This is a genomic window from Planotetraspora silvatica (assembly GCF_016863315.1).
GTDB classification, from domain to species: Bacteria; Actinomycetota; Actinomycetes; order Streptosporangiales; family Streptosporangiaceae; genus Planotetraspora; species Planotetraspora silvatica.
This window is the reverse complement of the sequence record NZ_BOOQ01000023.1, coordinates 172,262-193,038: the sequence shown is the minus strand read 5'-3', so window position 1 is coordinate 193,038 and position 20,777 is coordinate 172,262. Positions and strand designations below refer to the sequence as shown.

Below are 20,777 nucleotides of genomic sequence, written 5' to 3'. Positions count from 1 at the left end.
CCTGCGCTAGCCGAACGGATTGAGACTCTTGAAAACCTTCTTGGCGCCGTCGCCGACCTTCTTGGCTCCGTCGCCGATCGCGTCGCCCACCTTCTTCGCGCCCGCCTTGACGTCGTCCCAGTGCTCGACGACCTTCGCGCCGACGTACACGGCTCCGAAGACGACGGTAGCGCCGATGGTGACGGGATTGGGGCAGACCATGGCGGCGGTGAGGGAGGCGTTGAAGCCGAGTTCGGCGACGTCGGCGACATAGCCCGCGCCGTTGCGTTTGAAGGCGGTTACAGGATTGCCCTGCGAGATCACGTTGGCGCCGCTGTAGAGGGTGGAGGCGACGCCGCCCACGACCCCGAGTGTCCGGAAGGCGCCCGCGGTCTTGGCGACCATCCCCAGCCTGCCGACCGTCCCCAGCCGGGCGAGGGCCGCCGGTTCCACCCTGAGAACCTGGGCCGCGGCCTCCAGCTTCGAGGGGTTCGCGGTGGAGGCCCAGACCTTGAGCAGGTTGGCCTGGCCGGAAACGCTCACGACCTGGCCGGAGTGGGTGGTGCCCGCGAGCACGGAAGCGAGCTTGTTGCTGCCGAACGCCAGGTCGAGGAGGCTGTTCACACGAGCGCCGAGAAGGGCCCTGCCCGCGTTCGCCGCCCGGGCGACCTGGTCCATCTCCGTGTATTCGGGAAGCATGGCCGCGAAGTCGCGGTAGAGGCTGCTCTTCATGAACAGCTGGCGGGTGAGGCCGGCGATGCCGGTGCCCGGCGAAACGGCGGATCGGGTCTGCAGAGCCCATCGCCCGCCGGTCAACTTGCTGGTGATCGGCCGCCAGGCATAGTTGTTCAGCAGGAGCCGGCTGAGCGACGTGGCCTGGGCGGTGACGAGCGGCGCCGTCGTGGTCACCCCTCGGACGTCACCGGCGATCTCGAGCACCTGCGCGACCGTCGCCTCGTGCGGCTTGAGATCAGGGATGATCTTGGTGATGGCCCCGGCCTCGAGCCGCTTCAGGTAGTCGTCCAGCGACTCACCGGGCTTGCGCCCGAACATGACGTTGCCGGTCTTGTTCGCCCAGTCCGCGACCGTGTTGATGTAGATCAGCGTGGTCGGGTCCAGCTTGTCGCCACCCGCGGCGATCTCGAGCGGAGAGAATCCCGCCCATGCGAGCCCGGAGAAGGGGTCACCCGTCGTCAGCCGGAGGAGGGCGGCGCGTTTTGTCAGGTCCTTGGCACTGTCGCTTCCCCAACGGGGCATTTCCCGCAACGAATTGAGGAATTGGGATGCCTGCAGGGACGACGCGCGTTTGAACATCTCGTCCGTGGAGGTGTTGAGGTCGGCCATCAGGCCGGCAAGGCGCTCGAGTTGGTCGGGCTTGAAACCGCGCTTGTCATCTCCACCCACGAGCGGCGAGTGTACATGTAACTTATCGGCTAATTGTGTGCTTTAACGGAGGAGGTAGTGTGCCGCCGCCCGAGGTGGAGGAGCTCAAGAGCAGGGCCCTCAAAATCCACAAATTAGCCGATGAAGTGGAGAAACTCGCGAATACGGTGCATACCGAGGCCGCCAAGATGGACTGGTCCGGCCCGTTGACCGACCGGGTGCGCGGCGAGATCAGAACATGGAAGACACGCTGCGGGACCGCGGCGACCCTTCTCCGCGAGGAAGCCGACCGGCTGAACGCCGAGGCGCGCGACATGACGAAACCCTGAGAAGGCCCGGCCAGGCTCTTCGTGCCCTTCCCGCCCGCTCGCCGCGGAAGACCACGGCGAGCGCGTCAGGCACGTCAGGCGTCAGGCACGTCAGGCGTCAGGCGCGTCAGGCGTCAGGCGGCGATCAGAGCCGCTCGGCGGCCTCGACCACGTTGACCAGCAACATCGCCCGCGTCATCGGGCCTACGCCCCCGGGGTTGGGGGCGACGAACCCCGCGACCTCCCTGACGTCCTGCGCCACGTCGCCGGCGAGCTTGCCGTCCACGCGCGAGACGCCCACGTCGAGGACCGCGGCGCCGGGCTTCACCATCTCCGCGCTGACCAGGCCGGGCACGCCCGCGGCGGCCACGACGATGTCGGCGTCGCGCACGTGCGCGGCCAGATCCCGCGTACCGGTGTGGCAGAGGGTCACCGTGGCGTTCTCCGACCGGCGGGTGAGCAGCAGGCCGAGCGGGCGGCCCACCGTGATGCCGCGCCCGACCACCACGACCTCGGCGCCCTTGATCGGCACGCCGTACTCCCGGAGCAGCACCACGATGCCGCGCGGGGTGCACGGGAGGGGGGCGTCGACCATGTGCACGAGCCTGCCCAGGTTGATCGGGTGCAGACCGTCGGCGTCCTTCTCCGGGTCCATCCGCTCGATCAGCGCCTGGGTGTCCAGGTGGCGGGGCAGCGGGAGCTGGACGATGTACCCGGTGCAGGCCGGGTCGGCGTTCAACTCGTCGATCGCGGCCTCGACCTCGGCCTGCGTCGCCGTGGCGGGCAGATCCTTGCGGATCGAGGCGATGCCGACCTCGGCGCAGTCGCGGTGCTTGCCCGCGACGTAGATCTGGCTTCCCGGGTCGTCACCGACGAGGATCGTGCCGAGGCCCGGCGTCACGCCCTTCGCCGCCAGCGACTTGACCCGCTCCGTCAACTCGCCCTTGATCTTGGCCGCCGTGGCCTTGCCGTCCAGAATCTGCGCGCTCATGACTGGTCATCCTTCCATGTGTACGTTTGGGTGCCTTCGCGGCGCTCGTGCCGTTCGGCGCCTCAGTGGAAGAAGTGACGCGTCCCCGTGAAGTAGAGCGTGATGCCCGCGGCCTCGGCCGCGGCGATGACCTCCTCGTCGCGGACGGACCCGCCCGGCTCGACGATCGCCTTCACCCCGGCCTCCGCCAGGACCTCCAGGCCGTCCGCGAACGGGAAGAACGCGTCCGACGCCCCGACCGAGCCGCGGGCGCGCTCACCTGCCCGGCTGACGGCCAGCCTCGCGGAGTCGACCCGGTTGACCTGACCCATCCCGACGCCCACGGTCGCGCCGCCGGACGCCAGCAGGATGGCGTTGGACTTCACCGAACGGCAGGCCCTCCAGGCGAACGCCAGGTCCGCCAGCACCTCGGGTGAGGCCGCCGAGCCCGCCCTGAGCTCCCAGGTCGCGGGGTCGTCGCCCGCGGCGTCCACCCGGTCGACGGTCTGGACGAGCAGGCCGCCGTCGATCCGGCGGAACTCGGCCGCGTTCGCCGGCCCGGACGGGCACACGAGGAGCCTGATGTTCTTCTTCTCCGTCAGGACCGCCACGGCCTCGGGGGCGAACGACGGGGCCACGACGACCTCGGTGAAGATCGGCGCGATCTGCCCGGCCAGCTCACCGGTCACCTCGCGGTTGACGGCGATCACACCGCCGTACGCCGAGACGGGGTCGCACTCGTGCGCCTTCCGGTGCGCCTCTGCCACGTCGGCGCCCACCGCGATGCCGCAGGGGTTGGCGTGCTTGATGATCGCCACGCAGGGGTCCGCGAAGTCCCACGCCGCCCGCCACGCGGCGTCGGCGTCCACGTAGTTGTTGTAGGACATCTCCTTGCCGTGCAACTGCTCGGCGTTGGCGAGGCCGCCGGCCTGCCCGGAGTAGAGGGCGGCCGCCTGGTGCGGGTTCTCCCCGTACCGGAGGGCCGTCTTGCGCTTCCAGGTCGCGCCCATGAACGACGGCCACCGGTCGTCGTCGGCCGCGTAACCGTTGGCGAACCACGAGGCCACGGCCACGTCGTACGAGGCGGTGTGCGCGTAGGCGGCCGCCGCGAGCCGCCGCCGGTCGGCCGTCGTGAAGCCGCCTTCACCGACCGCGGCGAGCACCTCGCCGTAGGCCGAGGGGTCGACGACCACGGCCACCGTGTTGTGGTTCTTGGCGGCCGCCCGGATCATGGCCGGACCGCCGATGTCGATCTGCTCGACGCACTCCGCGTCGGAGGCGCCGGACGCGACCGTCTCAGCGAACGGGTAAAGATTCACCACCGCGAGCTGGAACGGCTCGATCTCGAGCTCTTCGAGCTGCTTGACGTGCGAGGGGTTCTCCCCGTCGGCGAGCAGGCCCGCGTGGACGCGGGGGTGCAGGGTCTTGACCCGGCCGTCCAGGCACTCGGGGAAGCCGGTCAGGGACTCCACCTTCGTCACCGGCACGCCGAACGAGGCGATCGCGGCGGCGGTGCCACCGGTCGAGACGATCTCCACGCCCGCGGCCTCGAGTCCTCGGGCCAGCTCCTCCAGCCCCGTCTTGTCGTATACCGCGATGAGCGCGCGCCGGATGGCGATGCGGGTCACTTCCTGGTCCTCCCTCATTGCTGGGAGTGGCTGGTCTCAGCCGGCTCCCCTACAGCCTTACCTGTCCTCATGAGCGGCTTGCCGCCCGGCCGAGACGGACCGTGCGGCCGGACACCGTCCAGCCGTCTCTGGCCATGCGCCCGACGATCTCGACCAGCAGCCTTCGCTCGACGGTCTTGATCCGCTCGTGGAGCGACTCCTCGTCGTCCCCGTCCTGTACGGCCACGGCCTCCTGGGCGATCACCGGGCCGGTGTCCACTCCCGCGTCCACCAGATGCACGGTGCAGCCGGTGACGCGGACGCCGTACGACAGCGCCTCGCGCACGGCGTGCGCGCCCTGGAAGGCGGGCAGCAGCGCCGGATGCGTGTTCACCACGGAGAACGACCCCAGGACGCGCGGCCCGAGAATCTTCATGAAACCCGCGGAGACGACCAGGTCGGGCTTGAACTCGGCGATCTGCGCGGTGAGCGCCTCGTCCCACTTCTCGCGGGTGGCGTGATCGCCCACCTTCTGGACGAACGTCGGCACGTCCGCCCGCTCAGCCCGCGTGAGTCCCTCGATGCCGTCACGATCGGCGCCGACGGCGACCACGCGTGCACCGAACGCCTCGTCGGCCGAGGCGTCGAGCAGCGCTTGTAGGTTGGTCCCCGAACCGGAGACGAGGACCACGAGCCGGAAGGACAGGATGGAACTCCTTCATGTGCGGGCTTCGTTTTGCGGATGACGCCGAAGAGATGATTGCTTAGACGCGTACGAGCGCGGAGGGTGATGACCCTCGACGCAGGACAAAGGGTATCGGGCCCCGGTCACCACGACCCACGACGGTCGAGGTGCGGCGCAACGTGAGGCGAGGAGACTGTGACAACACCCATCCAGATGTCCATGCCGGAGATGGGCGGCCGGAGGGCACTCGGTCTCGCCCTCATGGCGTTGGTCTTCTCTCTGTACCTGCCCGCGGGCGGGTTGGTCCTGGCCTTGTTCGGTCTCGTCATCGCCATCCGAGATCTGCGCGTCCTGCACCGGAAGAAGCAGCGGACCGGAATGGCGACGAGCGCCGTCGTGATCTCCTCCGTCGCCCTGCTGTTCGGAGGTTTCGCCCTGGCCGGCCAGCTGTACTTCTCCGCGGAGATCTCGGCCTACGGCGAGTGCAGCAAGGGCGCGGGCACCGTCGAGGCTCGGCAGGACTGCTCCAACCAGTTCAAGCGGGCGATCGAGCAGAAGATCGGCGTCGCCTGGCCGTCCGACATCCCGTTCCCGGCATAGCCGCTGATGCAACCGGTGATGTAGCCGCTGATGCAGTCGCTCCAGGCGCGCCCGATCGGGCGCGCCTGGACCTGCGGGGTCGCCGGCGGTGGCGGCCGTCACTCGTCGTCGCGGTCCCAGGCATACGGATCGACGTAGATGACGTGCCCGCCACGATCATCGGACTCGTCCACGATGTCCTTGCGCGGGGGACGCGGCTCGCTCCGTCGCGGAGCCTTACCGCCCTGCGAGGGCTGAGGGGGTCTCGGTTCACCCGGGCGGGTTTCGCCGGGCCCCATCCCGTCGAACGTCTCCGCCGTGGCGGCCGCGTGCTCGTCGGTCCAGTCGTCCTTGATCACCGGAATCGGCTGGGTGTCGGACTCGGTCGCGTCGAGCCAGTGGCCGGGCAGGACACGCGGATTCCGATCGGCCAGCCGTACCCGGCTCGCCGCCTTGGCGATGACCGCGCCCGCCTTGCGGACGGGCTCGGGCGCGGCCGCGGGCCTGCGGGAGATCAGCCACCAGTTCGCTATCCCGGCGGAGATGCCGGCCGCCACGCCGACCTCCAGCGTGACGGACAGCGCCACCTCCCACGGAGACGGCCCGACGGCCGACAGCCTGGCACCGCCCAGCGGTCCGCCTGACAGAGCGGCGAGCAGACCCGCCATGGCCCCGGTGCTCAGCCCGCAGACGAACCCCCACAGAGGCGCCACCTCGATCGTCGGCGTCGGCGCGATGCGCGCCATCACGACGCCCGCCACCGTCCCCGCCGCGAACGGGACCGCGATCACCGCCATCACCCAGGCGGGCGAGGCCCCGGGCGCGGGGAGCGCGCCCAGCAACGGCAGCGAGGGCACGGCGCCGAGTTTGACGCCCGTCGGCGCCACCAGCGTCCCGGCGCCGAGGGCGAATCCCGGCCCGGAGATGTACGCCATGCCCCAGACGACGGCGTTGAACAGGTAGAGGCCCTCGACGAGGAAGAGCAGCAGCCCGCCGACGAACCCCGGGGCGAGGACTCCGGACAGCTCATGGATCTGCCGGAAGTTCACCACGATGGCACCCAGCACCAGCAGGGCCCCTGCGGCGAGCAGTATCGAAACGGCGACGGCGGTGGCGGCGACGACCGAGCGCGGACGCTCCGGCAGCAGGCGCAACATCGACTTCCACGGCCCGATCGTGCGGGCGGTGGCGAGCGACCCGGCGACGAAGGCGAGCACGACGTGGCTGACGAGCGCCTCTCCCAGGAACGGCTGCGTCACCTGGTTGCGCGCGACGAGCGCGATCATCCCCGCGAGCAGCGAGTAGGGCGCGGCGAGCGAGATGCCGGCCTGCGCGATCAGCACGAGTTGCGCACGCCGCCGGGCGTTCTCCGCGTCGCGCGGCGTGCCCTTCGGGAGCCTGGCCGGCATGCGCAGTCGCAGGTCGGCGTCTCGTGCCATCCACAGACCTGCCCGGTAGAGCAGCACCCCGGGAAGGATCATCAGGCCCAGCGGCAGCAGGCCGACCCGTCCCCCGGGGATGGCGAAGCCGGCGTGGTGGGCGGCGAGCCAGAGCTGGCATGCCGTACGGAAGACACCGGGAAGCCCGTCACCGAAGGCGCTGAGCGGCGCGGCGATCCAGCCGACGAGCGTGAGGGTGGTGAGGACGGCGAGGCCGGCCCCGAGCGTCCAGACGGCGGCGAGCATGCCGGAGACGGGCAGGGGACGCCGGGTCTCGTCGTCATCGTTTTGGGGCCCGCGGCCGAGGACGGCACGGGGGGCGGTCCGAAGTTGGTCGAGAAGCGCCGTCACGCTACCCCATGCTCCCAGCCCGCCCCCTCATTTCCCCGCCGCCACGCCGCACCACCCACCAAAACCCCCAACCCGCAGCCCCCCTCCGGCGTGATCATGCACACATTCGCGATCAGCCCTCTTGACCTGCCCAAACACTTCGCGTGATCATGCACAGGCTCGCAAATATGGGCCCCGACCTGCCCATTCACAATTCGTGATCATGCACACATTCGCGGACAGCGTCTTTGATCTGCGCCAGACATGTTCGTGACCATGCACCTCAAAGAGAGATGCATGGTCACGAATGACGAAACCGCAGGCCAGAGGAGCTGCCACAGATTCCGCGCATGATCACGAAGTGGATTCGCGCAGGCCAGGCGGCATGATCCCGAACCTGTGCATGATCACGCACAGCAACGGGGCTGGTCAGGTGATACAGCGCCGAATCTGTGCATGATCACGAACGAGGTTGGGGCCGGTCGGAGGGCCTGATCACGAATGTGTGCATGATCACGGCCGGTGGGGGGTGGGTGGGCTCAGAGGGACTGCATGACCTCGCGCATGAGGCGGGCGGTCTCGCTGGGGGTCTTGCCGACGCGGACGCCGACCTTCTCCAGCGCTTCCTTCTTGGCCTGGGCCGTACCGGCCGAACCGGACACGATCGCGCCCGCGTGACCCATGGTCTTGCCCTCGGGCGCGGTGAACCCCGCCACGTAGGCCACGACCGGCTTGGTCACGTGCTGCTCGATGTAGGCCGCCGCCCGCTCCTCGGCGTCGCCGCCGATCTCACCGATCATCACGATCGCGTCGGTGCCCGGGTCGTCCTGGAACGCCTGCAGCGCATCGATGTGCGTCGTCCCGATGACCGGGTCGCCGCCGATGCCCACCGCCGTCGAGAAACCGATGTCCCGCAGCTCGTACATGAGCTGGTAGGTCAGCGTGCCCGACTTCGACACCAGGCCGATACGGCCGGGCGTGGTGATGTCGGCGGGGATGATGCCCGCGTTCGAGGCGCCGGGCGAGGCGATGCCGGGGCAGTTCGGCCCGATGACGCGGGTCTTGTTGCCCTTGGCCACGGCGTACGCCCAGAACTCGGTGGTGTCGTGGACGGGAACGCCCTCGGTGATCACCACGCAGAGCGGGATCTCGGCGTCGATGGCCTCCTTGACGGCGTCCTTGGTGAAGGCCGGCGGCACGAAGACGACCGAAACGTCGGCACCGGTCGAGGAGACGGCCTCGGCGACCGTGCCGAAGACGGGCAGGCCCTCGTGGACGGTCCCGGCCTTGCGGGCGTTGACGCCGCCCACGACCCGGGCGCCCGAGGCGAGCATGCGGCGGGTGTGCTTGGTGCCCTCCCCGCCGGTCATGCCCTGAACAATGATCTTGCTGTCGGCAGTGAGCCAGATAGCCATTACGCACCTACCGTGGCGAGCTCGGCGGCACGCTGGGCCGCATCGTCCATCGTGTCCACCAGCTCGACGCCGGGCAGGCCGGCGTCGGCCAGAATCTGCCGCCCGAGAGCGGCGTTGTTGCCGTCCAGCCGGACGACCAGCGGGCGGGTCACAGCCTCGCCGCGGCCCTCGAGCAGCTGGAAGGCCGAGACGATGCCGTTGGCGACGGCGTCGCAGGCGGTGATGCCGCCGAAGACGTTGACGAAGACCGACTTGACCGAGGGGTCGGACAGGATGATCTCCAGGCCGTTGGCCATGACCTCGGCCGAGGCGCCACCGCCGATATCGAGGAAGTTGGCGGGCTTGGGCCGGCCGGAGTAGGCCTCGCCTGCGTACGCCACCACGTCGAGCGTGGACATGACCAGGCCGGCTCCGTTGCCGATGATGCCGACCGTGCCGTCGAGCTTGACGTAGTTGAGGTGCTTCTCCTTGGCCTTCGCCTCGAGCGGGTCCTCGGCGGCCTTGTCGACGTAGGCCACGTGCTCGGGCTGGCGGAAGTTCGCGTTGTCGTCCAGGGTGACCTTGCCGTCGAGGGCCTTCACCTGGCCGTCGGCCGACAGGATCATCGGGTTGACCTCGACCAGCGAGGCGTCCTCGTCGACGAACACGGCCCAGAGCTTCTCGATGAGCTCCGCGGCGCCGTCGAGCGACTGCGGCGGCAGGCCGCCGGCCTGAGCGATCTCGCGGGCCGTGGCGCGGTCGATGCCGTCGAGGGAGCTCACCGGCACCTTGGCGACCTTCTCCGGCGCGGTGTGGGCCACCTCCTCGATGTCCATTCCGCCGGACGCGGAGCAGATTGCAAGGAAGGTCCGGTTCGCCCGGTCAAGGAGGAAGGAGAAGTAGTACTCCTCCGCGATCTGGCTGGCCTCCTCGATCAGGACCTTGTGGACCGTGTGGCCCTTGATGTCCATTCCGAGGATCTGGGTCGCCTTCTGGTACGCGTCTTCCGCGTCGTCGGCGACCTTGACGCCGCCCGCCTTGCCGCGCCCGCCGGTCTTGACCTGAGCCTTGACGACGACCTTGCCGGTCAGCTGCTCGGCGGCCGCGCGCGCCTCCTCCACGGTGTGCGCGACGATGCCGCGTGGCACCGGGATGCCGTACTCCGCGAAGAGCTCCTTCGCCTGATGTTCGAACAGGTCCACGAGGGTCCGTCCCTTTTGATGTCGAGGCCAGGCGCCGTCGCTGCCGCCCGGCGATTCCGCCCATGAAGCCTAGCCTTAGCCGGGACCGCGCCACATCATCGGGTCCATGTCGCACCTTGCCCCGGACAGGGAATTACGGCAGTGTTGGGCAAAATATCTCAAACCGATGCAGGCACTGCCGTACGGACCCAGTCGACGATTTCCTGGGTCGTGGCACCGGGTGTGAAGATCTTCGCCACGCCCATCTTGTGAAGCTCGGGCATGTCGGCCTCGGGGATGATGCCGCCGCCGAACACCACGATGTCCTCGGCACCCTTTTCGCGCAGGATCTCGATGAGCCGCGCGAACAACGTCATGTGGGCGCCGGAGAGGATCGACAGGCCGATGGCCGCCGCGTCCTCCTGGATCGCCGCCTGCACGATCTGCTCCGGAGTCTGGTGGAGCCCGGTGTAGACGACCTCCATGCCGGCGTCGCGAAGGGCCCTCGCCACGAGCTTGACCCCGCGGTCGTGCCCGTCGAGTCCCGGCTTGGCGACGACGACGCGGATCCTGGCTTCCATGCAGACCTCCCGAGTGATGCCCGCCAAGCTACGGCGCTGAAGGGCGCGGATCGCGCGCCCGGCCGTACCCGAGGCTACGTCGCCCCGATAGCGTGCCCGCTGCCCGCAGCGTAGTCACCCGTGGCGGCCGATGCCTCTACGTCGTCACGGCCTGCGCGCCCGCACGCCTTGTACACCCTTCCCTCACCGCGAAGACGGACTTCCGTGACCGCGAAGTGATCATCTTTCAGCACCATGTGCGGACTGCCCTCGACAAGGTGGGGGCCTACGGGAGGAATCCTCTATGAGGCGATTTATCGCCACTTTGGCATGTGCCACGACGGCCGCGGTCGCCGCGTCGGCGCTCGCCACACCCGCGCACGCCCAGACCCGCGTCGCGGACCCCGTAGCCGTACTCAAGAAGCAGTTCGTCTCCGGCCACGGCGCCACGTTCGCGGATCGCACCTCCGTGAAGGAGGCCGGGCACTCCAATCTGTTGCTGCAGCGGTCCGGCAAGTTCCAGCTCAACAAGAGCGGGCTGGCCGCGTCGGACCTCACCGCCAAGTTCAACCTCTCGGCTCCCCAGCTCAAGGACGTGCCGAAGGACATGAGGAGCCTTCTCAAGTCGGAGCGGACGATCCGCATCGGCACGACGGCATACATCAAGGGCGGCCTCCTCGGCGAATACCTGCCCAAGGGCAAGACCTGGCTCAAGTACCCCAAGGGCCCTGTGGGAGGAACGAGCAGTGCCCTGGGGCAGCTCATCGGCGTCACCGAGCCGCGCACGCTGAAGGGGTTGCTGTCGCACGGGAAGCGGAAGGGCAGCGCCTACAGCGGCACGACCACCTTCGCGGACCTGTGGAAGGTCTCCAGCTGGTTCCGGTACTCGGTCGGCGAGCGCCCCACCGGCTCTGACGCGAAGACCAAGGTCTCCTGGAAGCTGTACGTCACCAGCAAGGGCGTGATCACGCGCGTGGTGAGCTCGTACAACGGCAGGGCCGTCGGCATGCCGGGGACGACGTTCACCGTCGACTCGCGCTACGCCCATTGGGGTGCCAAGGTGTCGCTGAAGGCTCCGCCGGCCAGTCAGGTCGCCGGGCTGGCAGACCTGACTCCCCCCGACTCGACGACTCCGCCCGAGCCGGCTCTGCCCGGCCCGATCACTCGCTAGTCCGCGCCTCTCGTGGAACAGGGCCGGCCCGCACCTCGATGAGGACCGGCCCGGCCTCGGCCGATCAGGCCAGGCCAGGTCGGATCGGGCCAGGACGGGCCAGATCGGCTCAGAGCTTTTCGACGTTGGCGTAGGCGAGCAGCAGGGTCTTCTCCCCCGAGGCGCCGAAGTCGATCTTCACTCGGGTCTTCTCCGCACTGCCTTCCACGGCGACCACCGTGCCGAGGCCGAACGAGTCGTGGGTGACCCGGTCCCCCGGTGAGAGATTCGGGATCTCCCTGGCGCCCCTCTTCGGGGCGGGAGCCGTACGGGCGGGGCCTCGGGAGACGGCCGCCGACCAGGCGTTCTTGCTCGGATCGCCGCGCCAGTCGATGAGATCGCCCGGCACCTCGGACAGGAAGCGCGAAGCGGGGTTGAACGAGGGGGCGCCCCACGAGGTCCGCACGGCCGCCCGGGACAGGTAGAGCCGCTGCTCGGCCCGGGTGATGCCCACGTAGGCGAGGCGGCGCTCCTCCTCCAGTTCCTTCGCGTCGCTGAGCGAGCGCATGTGCGGGAAGACGCCGTCCTCCAGCGCGGTGAGGAACACCACGGGGAACTCCAGGCCCTTGGCCGTGTGCAGGGTCATCAGCGTGACGACGCCGCCGTGGTCCTCCCCCTCGGGGATCTGGTCGGCGTCGGCGACGAGAGAGACCTGCTCCAGGAAGTCGACCAGCGTGCCGTCCGCATTGGCCTCCTCGAACTCGGCCGCCACCGAGATCAGCTCGTTCAGGTTCTCCAGGCGGCTCTCGTCCTGCGGGTCGCCGGAGGTCTCCAGCTCGGTGCGGTAGCCGGTGCCGTTCAGCACCTCCTCCGCCAGGTCGGACAGCGGCAGCTCCTTGGCGCGGAGATCGTCGAGCAGCGCCGTGAACTCCTTGATCGCGTTGAGCGACCGGGTGGCCAGGCCCGGGGCCTCCTCCGCCCGCCGCAGCCCCTCCCAGAAGCTGATCCGCTCCCGGGTGGCGAACGACTCGATCATCGCCTCGGCCCGGTCGCCGATGCCGCGCTTGGGCACGTTGAGGATGCGCCGCAGCGAGACCGTGTCACTCGGGTTGGCCAGGACCCTCAGGTAGGCCAGGAGATCCTTGACCTCCTTGCGCTCGTAGAACCGCACCCCGCCCACGACCTTGTACGGCAGGCCGGTGCGGATGAAGATCTCCTCGAAGACGCGGGAGGCCGCGTTGGTCCGGTAGAAGACCGCGACCTGGCCGGGGGTGACCCCCTCGTCGTCGGCGAGCCGGTCGACCTCCTGCGCGACGAACATGGCCTCGTCGTGCTCGTTGTCGGCCACATAGGCGACGATCTTCGCCCCGGCGCCCTGCTCGGACCAGAGGTTCTTGGGCTTGCGGCTCTCGTTTCTGGAGATCACGGCGTTCGCCGCGTTGAGGATCGTCTGCGTGGAGCGGTAGTTCTGCTCCAGCAGGATCGTCTTCGCGTCGGGGTAGTCGCGCTCGAACTCCAGGATGTTGCGGATCGACGCACCCCGGAATGCGTAGATCGACTGGTCGGCGTCGCCGACCACGACCAGCTCGGCGGGCTCGACGCCCTCCCTGACCACGTCGCCGTCGGCGGTCCTGACCTCGGGACGGCCGACGAGCTCGCGGATCAGCATGTACTGCGCGTGGTTGGTGTCCTGGTATTCGTCGACCATCACGTGCCGGAACCGCATCCGGTAGTGCTCGGCGACCTCGGGGAAGAGCTGGAACAGGGTGACGGTGAGCATGATGAGGTCGTCGAAGTCCATCGCGCCGGCCTCGGTGAGCCGCTGCTGATAGGTCTTGTACGCCTCGGCGAGCGTGCGCTCCAGGTGGGTCTGGGCGCGCTCGGCGGCCGTCTCGTAGTCGATCAGCTCGTTCTTGAAGTTGCTCACCTGGGCCGAGAACGACCGCGGCGGGTAACGCTTGGGGTCGAGGTCGAGCTCCCGGCACACCAGCGCCATGAGCCGCTGCGAGTCGGCCTGGTCGTAGATCGAGAAGCTGCTGGTGAAGCCCAGCCGCTTGGCCTCCCTGCGCAGGATGCGCACGCAGGCGCTGTGGAACGTCATCACCCACATGGCCTTGGACCGGGGGCCGATGAGCCGGTCCACCCGCTCCTTCATCTCGCGCGCGGCCTTGTTGGTGAAGGTGATCGCGAGGATCTCGGACGGCTGGACGCCCCGCTCGGCCAGCAGGTAGGCGATCCGGTGGGTGAGCACCCGTGTCTTCCCGGAGCCCGCCCCCGCCACGATCAGCAGGGGGCTGCCCTGGTGGACGACGGCCTCCCGCTGCTGGGGGTTCAGACCGTCGAGCAAGGGGTGAGTGGCGGTTCCGATGGACACCTCCTAAGGGTATTGCCGCCCACCGACATCCGGTGCCTCGCCGTCCATACCGCCCCCTTTAAGGTGAGGTGCCAGAAACGAGGAGGCCGTACGAAATGCTCGACGACGCTGAGATCAAGAACGTTCTCGTGGTGACCGCTCACCCCGACGACATCGACTTCGGCGGCGCTGGAACGGTGGCGAAACTCGTCGACGCGGGGGCCGATGTGGTGTATTGCCTGGTCACCGATGGCGACGCCGGCGGCTTCGACCGAAAGCTCGACAACGGCGGGATGGCGGCCGCCCGGCGGGCCGAGCAGATGGCCGCCGCCAGGTGCGTCGGCGTCGAGGACATCCGTTTCCTCGGTTACCGGGACGGCATGGTCGAGCAGTCCCTCGATCTCCGCCGCGACATCGCGCGGGTGATCAGGCAGGTCCGGCCGGATCTCGTGCTGGCGTCCACTCCCGAGCGCAACTACGCCCGCCTCGGCCCGAGCCATCCGGACCACCGGGCCGTCGGCGGCGCCACGCTCGACGCGGTCTACCCGGACGCCCGCAACCCCTACGCCTTCCCCGAACTGCTCGCGGACGAGGGCCTGGAGGCCTGGATCGTCCGCGAGGTGTGGCTGATGGGCACGATGACGCCCGATCGCTACGTCGACGTCACCGCCACGGTGGACCGCAAGATCGAGGCCCTGAGGGCTCACGAGAGCCAAACCGCCCACATGGACAACCTGGACGAATTCGTACGGAGCTGGCTCGCCACGAACGCCGCTGCCGCCGGCCTCCCCGAAGGCAGGTTCGCGGAGGCGTTCCAGGCCGTGGCCACCGCCTGAATCCGCCGTACGGCTGACCGCCTTGCACCGCCGTGGCCGTACCGGTGCGGGTCGGGTGGGCACGGCGGGGCAGGATCGGTCACGTGAACACGCTGCTTCCCGTCACCCCGCAACTCGGCGTGGTGGTGGTCCTGCTCGCCCTCGCGGGCGCGGGCGTCGCCGCGGTCGGGCGGCTGGGGCACTCGACGGCGATCCTGACCGCCTCACTGCGGGCCGCCGTACAGCTTTCCGCGGTCTCCTTGATCATCGTCTGGGCGATCAGCCATCTGCCCGCCGCGACCGGGTTCCTGCTGCTGATGTACGGCGTGGCGGCCTTCACCGCGGGACGGCGGATCGCCCGTGGCCGCACCGCCTGGTGGGCCGCCCTGCCCATCGCCGCGGGAGTGGTCCCTGTGCTGGTCCTGATGCTGGGAGCCCGCGTGATGCCGGTGACGGGAATGGTCCTCATCCCGGTCACCGGCATCCTCCTGGGCGGCTGCCTGACCGCCACGTCCATGGCCGGGCGCCGGGCGCTGGACGCGCTCGAACAGCGGCGCGGCGAAGTGGAGGCGGCGCTGTCACTGGGCTTCTCCCAGCGGGACGCGGCCATGGAGATCTGCAGAAGCTCCGCGGCCCAGGCGCTCATCCCCGCGCTGGACCAGACGAGGACCGTGGGCCTGGTCACGCTTCCCGGCGCGTTCGTCGGCATGATGATCGCCGGCTCCGATCCCGTCCACGCGGGAATCGTCCAGGTCGCCGTGCTCGTCGCCCTGCTCGCCGCGGAGTCCGTGGCCGTCGTCGTGACGATCGAACTGGCGGCCCGTGGCCGCTTCTCGAGGTGAGATATGCCGGAGGCTCCGGCCCGACGCCGCCTCGAAGGAGCGACACGACATCGAAGGCCCCATGCCGTCCGAAGCGCGACGTCCAGTGGGACGCCGCCCGAACCCTCAGCGCGACGCCACGCGGGCGGCGACACGCGCCGCCACGTAGCCGAAGGAGTTCGTGGCGAGGTGGAACAGCGACGGCGCGAGCAGGCCGCCCCGGCGCCGCAACTCGTGGAAGAACACGCCCGCCGCGGCGGTGGACGCGACCGTCCCGGCCACCACGCGCGCCGTGGCCGGGCGACCTTCCGTTGTAAGACCTGCGGATGCCGCAGGTCCCGCCGTAAGACCTGCGGATCCCGCAGGTCCCGCCGTCAGATTTGTGGGATCCGACGTCGTGCCTCCCAGCGCGGGGTTGGCACGGGCCATGTCCATGGACGGCAGCACGTGCCACAGCCCGAACAGAGCGGCCGATCCGGCGAGAGCCGTACGCGAGGAGCATCTGCGCGCCAGAAGGGCGGGCAGGACACCGCGGAAGGCGACCTCCTCCAGCAGCACGGTCCCGACGGGCACCTGGACGAGGATCTCCTCCAGCAGACGGCCCCTGGACAGGGCGAGCGCACGCTCGTCGAGGAACAGCGGCCGGGTCCGCGGCAGGGCGATCCCGGCCGCGTAGACCGCGGCCACCCCCGCCGCGAGGAGACCGCCGATCCGCGCTCCCCGCTCCGCACGTTCGAAGCCCAGCGCCGGCCACGTCAGGCCCTCACGCCGCGCGACGCCGAGGAGGGCCGCTGTGGCGACGGCCGACGTCACCGGCGCCCAGCGCTTGGCGACGCGGTTGTTCAGCACGTTCGCCCCGGCGAGCACGCCGAGTGAGCACACGAGCGGATCGATGCCCTTCACGAATGTCCTCTCGTGTCCTCTCGCCGGCGAGCGCCCACGCCGCCATGGTGCCACCGGCGGCCGCGCCACGAGCGTCAGCAGGCCCCGACGCCCTGGGCGAATCCTTTGGCGAAGGACGCCTGGCGCTGTGCCGCCGTGCCGTGGGCGTCCGGCGTCCACCACGCGTCGGTGGGGTCGCCGGCCGCCTCGAGGTTGGCCAGAAGCTCCGCGTCGTCCCCCGCATCGGCCTGGAGGGCCTGTTCCTGGATCAGCCCGCTGAGGGTGGCCCCGGCGTAGCAGTCCGCCTGCAACTCGCGCTGCACGCTGAAGCGGAAGTCGTTGACGAGCTGCGCCTGTACGGCATGCCCGAACTCGTGCGGGATGACGAGGTAGACGGCCCCGTCACCCATCCGGTCGTACATCCCCTCCAGCCACGCGGCGTCGTAGGCGATGAAATGCCCGCTCGGGCAGTAGAACGCGTTGTTCGGCACCGAAGGCTCCCTGCCGCAGTCGGGGCCGTCCTCGCCGTTGTAGGCGACGAAATCGCTGATGGGCGCGTAAGTGCTCCCGCTCGCCTGGAAGCGCCGCGCCCAGAACCGCTCGGTGAGACACCGGGCCAGCTCGACGTCTCCGGCGAAGTCCACGCCCTTCGCGTCGCATCCGACGGCCGAGCCGCGCGGGGAGGCACCGGTGGGATCCCTCGTGTCACCGCCACAGGCCGCGGCCAGTGTCCCCGCGAGGACGAGTACGAGGAGACGTCGCAGGATCACTCCGTCATAGTGACCCATCTCGGTCAAAGATCCCAGAGGTGGACCGGCTTGTTCTCGTGCATGCGGTCCAGGTACCTCAGGGTCATCCGGCGCAGGGCGTCGTACCCGCCGCCGAGGTCGCGGACGGCGTCCACCTGCCAGGCCGCCCCCGTGCGGCCCGTGAGGCATCGCCGTTCGATGATCCCGAGCAGCCGCTCGCGCTGGACGGCATCCACCCCCCACAGGTCGAGACCCTGGTGGGCCAGCGGCAGCAGCCGGCGCAGAACGAGCTCGGCGGCGGGCACCTCCCCGAGCCCCGGCCAGTACAGGCGCGCGTCGAGGCCGTGGCGTGCCGCGTTGCGCAGGTTCTCCTCCGCGGCGGCGAAGGACATGCGCGTCCACACCGGCCGCTCCTCCATCGGCAACACACGCATGAGCCCGTAGTAGAAGGCGGCGTTGGCGACGATGTCGACCACGGAAGGGCCCGCGGGGAGCACCCGGTTCTCCACCCGCAGATGCGGGACTCCGTCGACGACGGCGTACACGGGCCGGTTCCACCGGTAGACGGTCCCGTTGTGCAGGGTGAGCTCGTGCAGCTCGGGAGTGCCTCCCTGGTCGAGCACCTCCCGCGGGTCCTCCTCCTCGCAGATCGGGAGCAGGGCCGGGAAGTAGAGGACGTTCTCCTCGAAGAGGTCGAAGACCGAGGTGATCCACCGCTCGCCGAACCAGACCCTCGGGCGCACGCCCTGCGCCTTCAGCTCGTCAGGCCGGGTGTCGGTCGCCTGCTCGAACAGGCTGATGCGCGTCTCCCGCCAGAGCTCCCGGCCGAAGAGGTACGGCGAGTTGGCCGCGACGGCGATCTGAGGTCCCGCGATGGCCTGCGCCGCGTTCCAGTGGCCGGCGAACGCCGAAGGGCTCACCTGCAGATGCAGCTGGACGCTCGTGCACGCCGCCTCGGGCGTGATGCTGTCGGCGTAGATGTCGAGGCGCTCGGTCCCCTCGATCTCGAAATGCAGATCCTCTCCGCGCGCGGCGAAGATCTGCTCGTTGAGCAGCTTGTACCGCGGGTTGGCGGACAGGGTCGCCTCGCTGACGTCCGTCTCCTTCAGCGTGGGCAGGATCCCGACGAGCATGAGGTGCCCGCCCACCTCCCGTGCCCGCTCCTCGGCATGGTTGAGGCGGCGCCGTACGGACTCCTCGAGCCTGAGGAATCCGTCCCCGCCGAGCTCCTGAGGCTCGATGTTGATCTCGACGTTGAACTGGCCCAGCTCGGTCGCCCAGTCGGGCTCCGCGATGACCTCCAGGACCTCCGCGTTCTTCATGGCCGGCTCACCGCGCGCGTCGACCAGGTTGAGCTCGATCTCCAGGCCGGCCAGCGGGCGGTCGAGCTCGAAGCGCGACTCGCGCAACATCTGCGCGAGGACGTCGAGCGACCGCCTGACCTTGTCGCGGTAGCGGCGGCGGTCTTCCCTGGTGAACGCGATGGCGGGAACGTCACGGCCCATCTGAACCTCCGAGCGGCGCCTGGACCCCCGATCACATAGGAGGTACCTTCCCCGCATTTGACGCGAGTGCGACTGTTTCGCGGTTCAGTTCAGGCCATGCACGACCGGACCGTTCAGACCAGGCGGCGGGCGGTCGCCCAGCGGGAGAGCTCGTGCCGGTTGGACAGCTGGAGCTTCCTGAGCACGCTCGACACGTGCGTCTCCACCGTCTTGACCGAGATGAACAGCTCCTTGGCGATCTCCTTGTACGCGTAGCCTCTGGCGATGAGCCGCAGCACCTCGCGCTCGCGCTGGGTGAGCGAGTCCAGCTCCGGGTCGATCGGCGGGGCCTCGGTGGACGCGAACGCGTCCAGGACGAACCCGGCGAGCCGGGGCGAGAACACCGCGTCGCCGTCGGACACCCGGTTGATCGCGTCGGTGAGCTCAGCGCCGCTGATGGTCTTGGTGACGTAGCCGCGGGCGCCGCCGCGGATCACGCCGATCACGTCCTCGGCCGCGTCGGACACCGACAGGGCGAGGAACCGCACCTGCGAGCCCGGGCCGAGCACCCGCTTGAGCACTTCCTGGCCGCCGCCGCCCGGCATGTGCACGTCCAGCAGGACGACATCGGGCTGCAGGTCGGCGATGGCGGCGACGGCCGAATCCACGTCGTCGGCCTCGCCGATCACCTGGATCGACGGCCCGAGTTCGGCGCGGACACCCGACCGGAACAGCCGGTGGTCGTCGACGATCAGGACACGCACGGTCTTCATCAAGTGTTCCTCTTCATGGTCAGCATGACCTCCGTACCGTCTCCGGGCTCGGTCCTGACCCGGGCGCCGCCTCCATGGCGTTCCATCCTGCCGATGATCGACTGGCGGATGCCCATCCGGTCCTCCGGGACGTCGTCGAGCACGAATCCCTTCCCGCGGTCGCGGACGAACACCGTCACCTCGTCGGCCTCGACCTCCGCGTAGACGGATATCACCGGCGACTCGGAGTATTTCGCCGCGTTCACCATCGCCTGCCTGGCGGCGTGGAGCAAGGCGACCAGACCGTCGGTCAGCTCGCAGTCGCCCACGCAGACCACCTCGATCGGCACGCCGTGGGCGTCCTCCTCCTCGGCGGCGACCCTCCGCACGGCGGCCGCGAGGGTGGCGTCGGCGTCCTGTTTGGGCTGGTAGAGCCAGTTGCGCAGCTCGCGCTCCTGCGAACGGGCGAGGCGGGTCACCTCGCGCGCGTCGTTCGCGTTGCGTTGGATCAGAGTCAGGGTGTGCAACACGGAGTCGTGGACGTGTGCGGCCACCTCCGCGCGCTCCTCCTGCCTGATGCGCTCGGTGCGCTCCCGCTGGAGTTCCTTGACCAGGGACGCCAGGTACGGCGCCGCGATCATGAGGATGCCGCCGACGACGACGGCGGTGAAGACCAGGCCGGTCCGCGCCTTGGCGAGCTCACCGCTGGCGGCGAGGAACCCGATGGCCCCCACGGCCACGAGCAGGGCGCCGATGATCGTCCGCACCCAGGTCGTGCTGACCTGCTTGACCGCGCCCGTCATCCACCGCTGCCGCCGGCCGGGGTCGGCCTGCTGCCACAGGATCAGCGCGCCGACGCCGCCGACGGCGATCGGCCAGGTCCCGAATCCCCCGCTCGAGGCGCCCGTCATCCAGCCGAAGGCGGCGAGCGCCAGCCAGAGCACGCCGTACGCCGCGAGCTGGCCCCAGTCGCGTCCGGGCTCACGGCCCTTGACCTGCTCCTTCGGGGTGAACATCCACAACGCGGCGTAGGCCACGAACCCGAGCCCGTCGACGACGGTGAGCAGCACGAAGGCCAGCCTCAGCACGACCGGGTCCAGTCGCAACTGGGCGGCGGCGCCCTGGGCGACGCCCGCGACCACGCGGCCCTTCACGGGCCTGACGAGTCTCGGGTACGCCTCAGGAGCGTTGGACACCTCGGTTTCCCGCACTCTGATCCCGACTTCTGACACGACTGACATTTCGGCGACGCATTCCGGTGACGGCGGATATCTTGGCAAGCATCGTCACACGCCGCGGCACGGCGCGCATCAGGCATGCCCCTGGCCCGTCCCCGAGACGGCGTCCTGTGCTTCG

Annotated in this window: 19 protein-coding genes; 5 read left to right on the top strand and 14 right to left on the bottom strand. The window is 69.6% G+C overall.

Annotated elements, in window-relative coordinates:
• Positions 1-6: 6 nt before the first annotated feature.
• Entirely contained in the window at positions 7-1,383 is a 1,377-nt protein-coding gene (locus tag Psi02_RS17965; protein WP_203975476.1) for a hypothetical protein, read from the bottom strand.
• Positions 1,384-1,442: 59 nt separating this feature from the next.
• On the opposite strand from Psi02_RS17965, the gene Psi02_RS17960 reads away from it, so the two are divergent.
• Complete coding sequence (locus tag Psi02_RS17960) at positions 1,443-1,691, top strand: hypothetical protein (protein WP_203975474.1); 249 nt, start codon at positions 1,443-1,445, stop codon at positions 1,689-1,691.
• Positions 1,692-1,815: 124 nt separating this feature from the next.
• Here Psi02_RS17960 and Psi02_RS17955 read toward each other — a convergent pair whose 3' ends face one another.
• The 3 genes from Psi02_RS17955 to purN form a co-directional block, all read right to left on the bottom strand.
• Positions 1,816-2,661, bottom strand: coding sequence for a bifunctional methylenetetrahydrofolate dehydrogenase/methenyltetrahydrofolate cyclohydrolase (locus Psi02_RS17955; RefSeq protein WP_203953523.1), 846 nt, complete (start codon positions 2,659-2,661; stop codon positions 1,816-1,818).
• Between the two features lie 62 nt (positions 2,662-2,723).
• On the bottom strand, positions 2,724-4,268 hold the full coding sequence (gene purH / locus Psi02_RS17950) for a bifunctional phosphoribosylaminoimidazolecarboxamide formyltransferase/IMP cyclohydrolase (protein WP_203975472.1): 1,545 nt from the start codon (positions 4,266-4,268) through the stop codon (positions 2,724-2,726).
• A gap of 67 nt (positions 4,269-4,335) precedes the next feature.
• Complete coding sequence (purN, locus tag Psi02_RS17945) at positions 4,336-4,953, bottom strand: phosphoribosylglycinamide formyltransferase (protein ID WP_203975586.1); 618 nt, start codon at positions 4,951-4,953, stop codon at positions 4,336-4,338.
• A 174-nt stretch (positions 4,954-5,127) separates the two neighbouring features.
• On the opposite strand from purN, the gene Psi02_RS17940 reads away from it, so the two are divergent.
• Positions 5,128-5,532 carry a hypothetical protein gene (locus tag Psi02_RS17940; protein ID WP_203975470.1) on the top strand — a complete coding sequence of 135 codons (405 nt, stop codon included), beginning with the start codon at positions 5,128-5,130 and terminating at the stop codon, positions 5,530-5,532.
• 98 nt (positions 5,533-5,630) lie between these two features.
• Here the strand turns inward: Psi02_RS17940 and Psi02_RS17935 are convergent, their stop codons facing one another.
• The 4 genes from Psi02_RS17935 to icmB form a co-directional block, all read right to left on the bottom strand.
• On the bottom strand, positions 5,631-7,301 hold the full coding sequence (locus Psi02_RS17935; RefSeq protein ID WP_203975469.1) for a cell division protein PerM: 1,671 nt from the start codon (positions 7,299-7,301) through the stop codon (positions 5,631-5,633).
• 518 nt (positions 7,302-7,819) lie between these two features.
• Positions 7,820-8,695 carry a succinate--CoA ligase subunit alpha gene (gene sucD, locus Psi02_RS17930; protein ID WP_203975466.1) on the bottom strand — a complete coding sequence of 292 codons (876 nt, stop codon included), beginning with the start codon at positions 8,693-8,695 and terminating at the stop codon, positions 7,820-7,822.
• The gene (gene sucC / locus Psi02_RS17925; protein WP_203975464.1) at positions 8,695-9,876 is read right to left on the bottom strand and encodes an ADP-forming succinate--CoA ligase subunit beta; all 1,182 of its coding nucleotides are present in this window, start codon (positions 9,874-9,876) and stop codon (positions 8,695-8,697) included. Before sucC ends, sucD begins: the two co-directional genes overlap by 1 nt.
• 158 nt (positions 9,877-10,034) lie before the next feature.
• Positions 10,035-10,436, bottom strand: a complete 402-nt coding sequence (gene icmB, locus Psi02_RS17920; protein ID WP_203953517.1) for a coenzyme B12-dependent isobutyryl CoA mutase small subunit — start codon at positions 10,434-10,436, stop codon at positions 10,035-10,037.
• Between the two features lie 283 nt (positions 10,437-10,719).
• Between icmB and Psi02_RS17915 the strand changes: the two genes are divergently transcribed.
• The gene (locus Psi02_RS17915; RefSeq protein ID WP_203975462.1) at positions 10,720-11,586 is read left to right on the top strand and encodes a hypothetical protein; all 867 of its coding nucleotides are present in this window, start codon (positions 10,720-10,722) and stop codon (positions 11,584-11,586) included.
• Between the two features lie 109 nt (positions 11,587-11,695).
• Here the strand turns inward: Psi02_RS17915 and pcrA are convergent, their stop codons facing one another.
• Complete coding sequence (gene pcrA / locus Psi02_RS17910; protein ID WP_373317632.1) at positions 11,696-13,939, bottom strand: DNA helicase PcrA; 2,244 nt, start codon at positions 13,937-13,939, stop codon at positions 11,696-11,698.
• A gap of 95 nt (positions 13,940-14,034) precedes the next feature.
• Here pcrA and Psi02_RS17905 point away from each other — a divergent pair, with 95 nt between their 5' ends.
• Positions 14,035-14,754 carry a PIG-L deacetylase family protein gene (locus Psi02_RS17905; protein WP_203975460.1) on the top strand — a complete coding sequence of 240 codons (720 nt, stop codon included), beginning with the start codon at positions 14,035-14,037 and terminating at the stop codon, positions 14,752-14,754.
• 83 nt (positions 14,755-14,837) lie between these two features.
• Complete coding sequence (locus Psi02_RS17900) at positions 14,838-15,575, top strand: ABC transporter permease (protein ID WP_239094967.1); 738 nt, start codon at positions 14,838-14,840, stop codon at positions 15,573-15,575.
• Positions 15,576-15,680: 105 nt separating this feature from the next.
• On the opposite strand, the gene Psi02_RS17895 is transcribed toward Psi02_RS17900, so the two are convergent.
• The 5 genes from Psi02_RS17895 to Psi02_RS17875 form a co-directional block, all read right to left on the bottom strand.
• Positions 15,681-16,457, bottom strand: coding sequence for a CPBP family intramembrane glutamic endopeptidase (locus Psi02_RS17895; RefSeq protein WP_239094966.1), 777 nt, complete (start codon positions 16,455-16,457; stop codon positions 15,681-15,683).
• A 74-nt stretch (positions 16,458-16,531) separates the two neighbouring features.
• Entirely contained in the window at positions 16,532-17,206 is a 675-nt protein-coding gene (locus Psi02_RS17890; protein ID WP_239094965.1) for a neutral zinc metallopeptidase, read from the bottom strand.
• 23 nt (positions 17,207-17,229) lie between these two features.
• Positions 17,230-18,690, bottom strand: a complete 1,461-nt coding sequence (locus tag Psi02_RS17885; protein WP_203975456.1) for a glutamate-cysteine ligase family protein — start codon at positions 18,688-18,690, stop codon at positions 17,230-17,232.
• Between the two features lie 113 nt (positions 18,691-18,803).
• Complete coding sequence (locus tag Psi02_RS17880) at positions 18,804-19,442, bottom strand: response regulator (protein ID WP_203953512.1); 639 nt, start codon at positions 19,440-19,442, stop codon at positions 18,804-18,806.
• Positions 19,442-20,617 carry an ATP-binding protein gene (locus Psi02_RS17875; protein ID WP_239094964.1) on the bottom strand — a complete coding sequence of 392 codons (1,176 nt, stop codon included), beginning with the start codon at positions 20,615-20,617 and terminating at the stop codon, positions 19,442-19,444. Before Psi02_RS17875 ends, Psi02_RS17880 begins: the two co-directional genes overlap by 1 nt.
• Positions 20,618-20,777: the final 160 nt, after the last annotated feature.